The organism is Pseudonocardia sp. N23 (assembly GCF_002583555.1).
GTDB lineage: Bacteria > Actinomycetota > Actinomycetes > Mycobacteriales > Pseudonocardiaceae > Pseudonocardia.
Genome location: NZ_BEGX01000102.1, coordinates 1 through 829 on the forward strand (window position 1 = coordinate 1; position 829 = coordinate 829).

The window sequence follows — 829 nt, forward strand, 5'->3', positions numbered from 1 at the left end:
CGTCGACGAGGTCGTCCCCAAGCGCGCCTGGGACGAGACCGTCGCCGAACGCGCCGCCGCGGCCGCCGCCGGCTCGTCGCGCCCCGCCGGCGCCACCGGCATCACGCTGCCGCCGCTGCAGCGCGAGGAGACCCCGGACGGCATCCGGTACCGGCACGTGTCCGCGGAGTTCGACCGGGAGCGCGGGCTCGTCGAGATCCTCGTGCGCGGGCCCGAGGGCGGCGTGCCCGAGTCACTCACGCGCGTCCACGAGCTGGGGGCGGACTTCTGGCCGCTCGCCATGACCCGTGAGCTCGACGACCTGGTCCTGCGGCTGCGCGCCAACGAGCTCGAGCTGGGCACGTGGCTGATCCGCACCGAGGGCGACGTCGAGGACGCGCTCGCGATGGAACGCGTCATCGCCGAGCACTCCCGCGACGACTGGCTGGTCAACGAGATCCGGCACTACTTCAAGCGTGTCCTCAAGCGGCTCGACGTCACGTCGCGCTCACTGGTCGCGCTGATCGAGCCGGGCTCCTGCTTCGCGGGCGCACTGCTGGAGCTGGCGCTGGCCTGCGACCGGCAGTACATGCTCGACGGCACGCTCGACGAGGACGGCTCGGAGCAGGGCGACGAGGCCCAGATCATGCTGTCGGAGTCGAACTTCGGGGCGTTCCCCATGAGCAACGGGCTGACCCGGCTGGCGTCGCGCTTCTACGGCGACGACGACCACGTCGCGACGCTGCACAAGGAGACCGACCGCCGGATCGAGGCCCGTGAGGCCGTCGACCTGGGCCTGGTCACCGACGCCCCCGACGACATCGACTGGGACGACGAGATCCGGATCATG

Annotated in this window: 1 pseudogene; it reads left to right on the top strand. The window is 71.8% G+C overall.

The annotated features are described in order from the left end of the window. Positions 1-829: pseudogene (locus TOK_RS23075) on the top strand (benzoyl-CoA-dihydrodiol lyase); the annotation flags it as partial.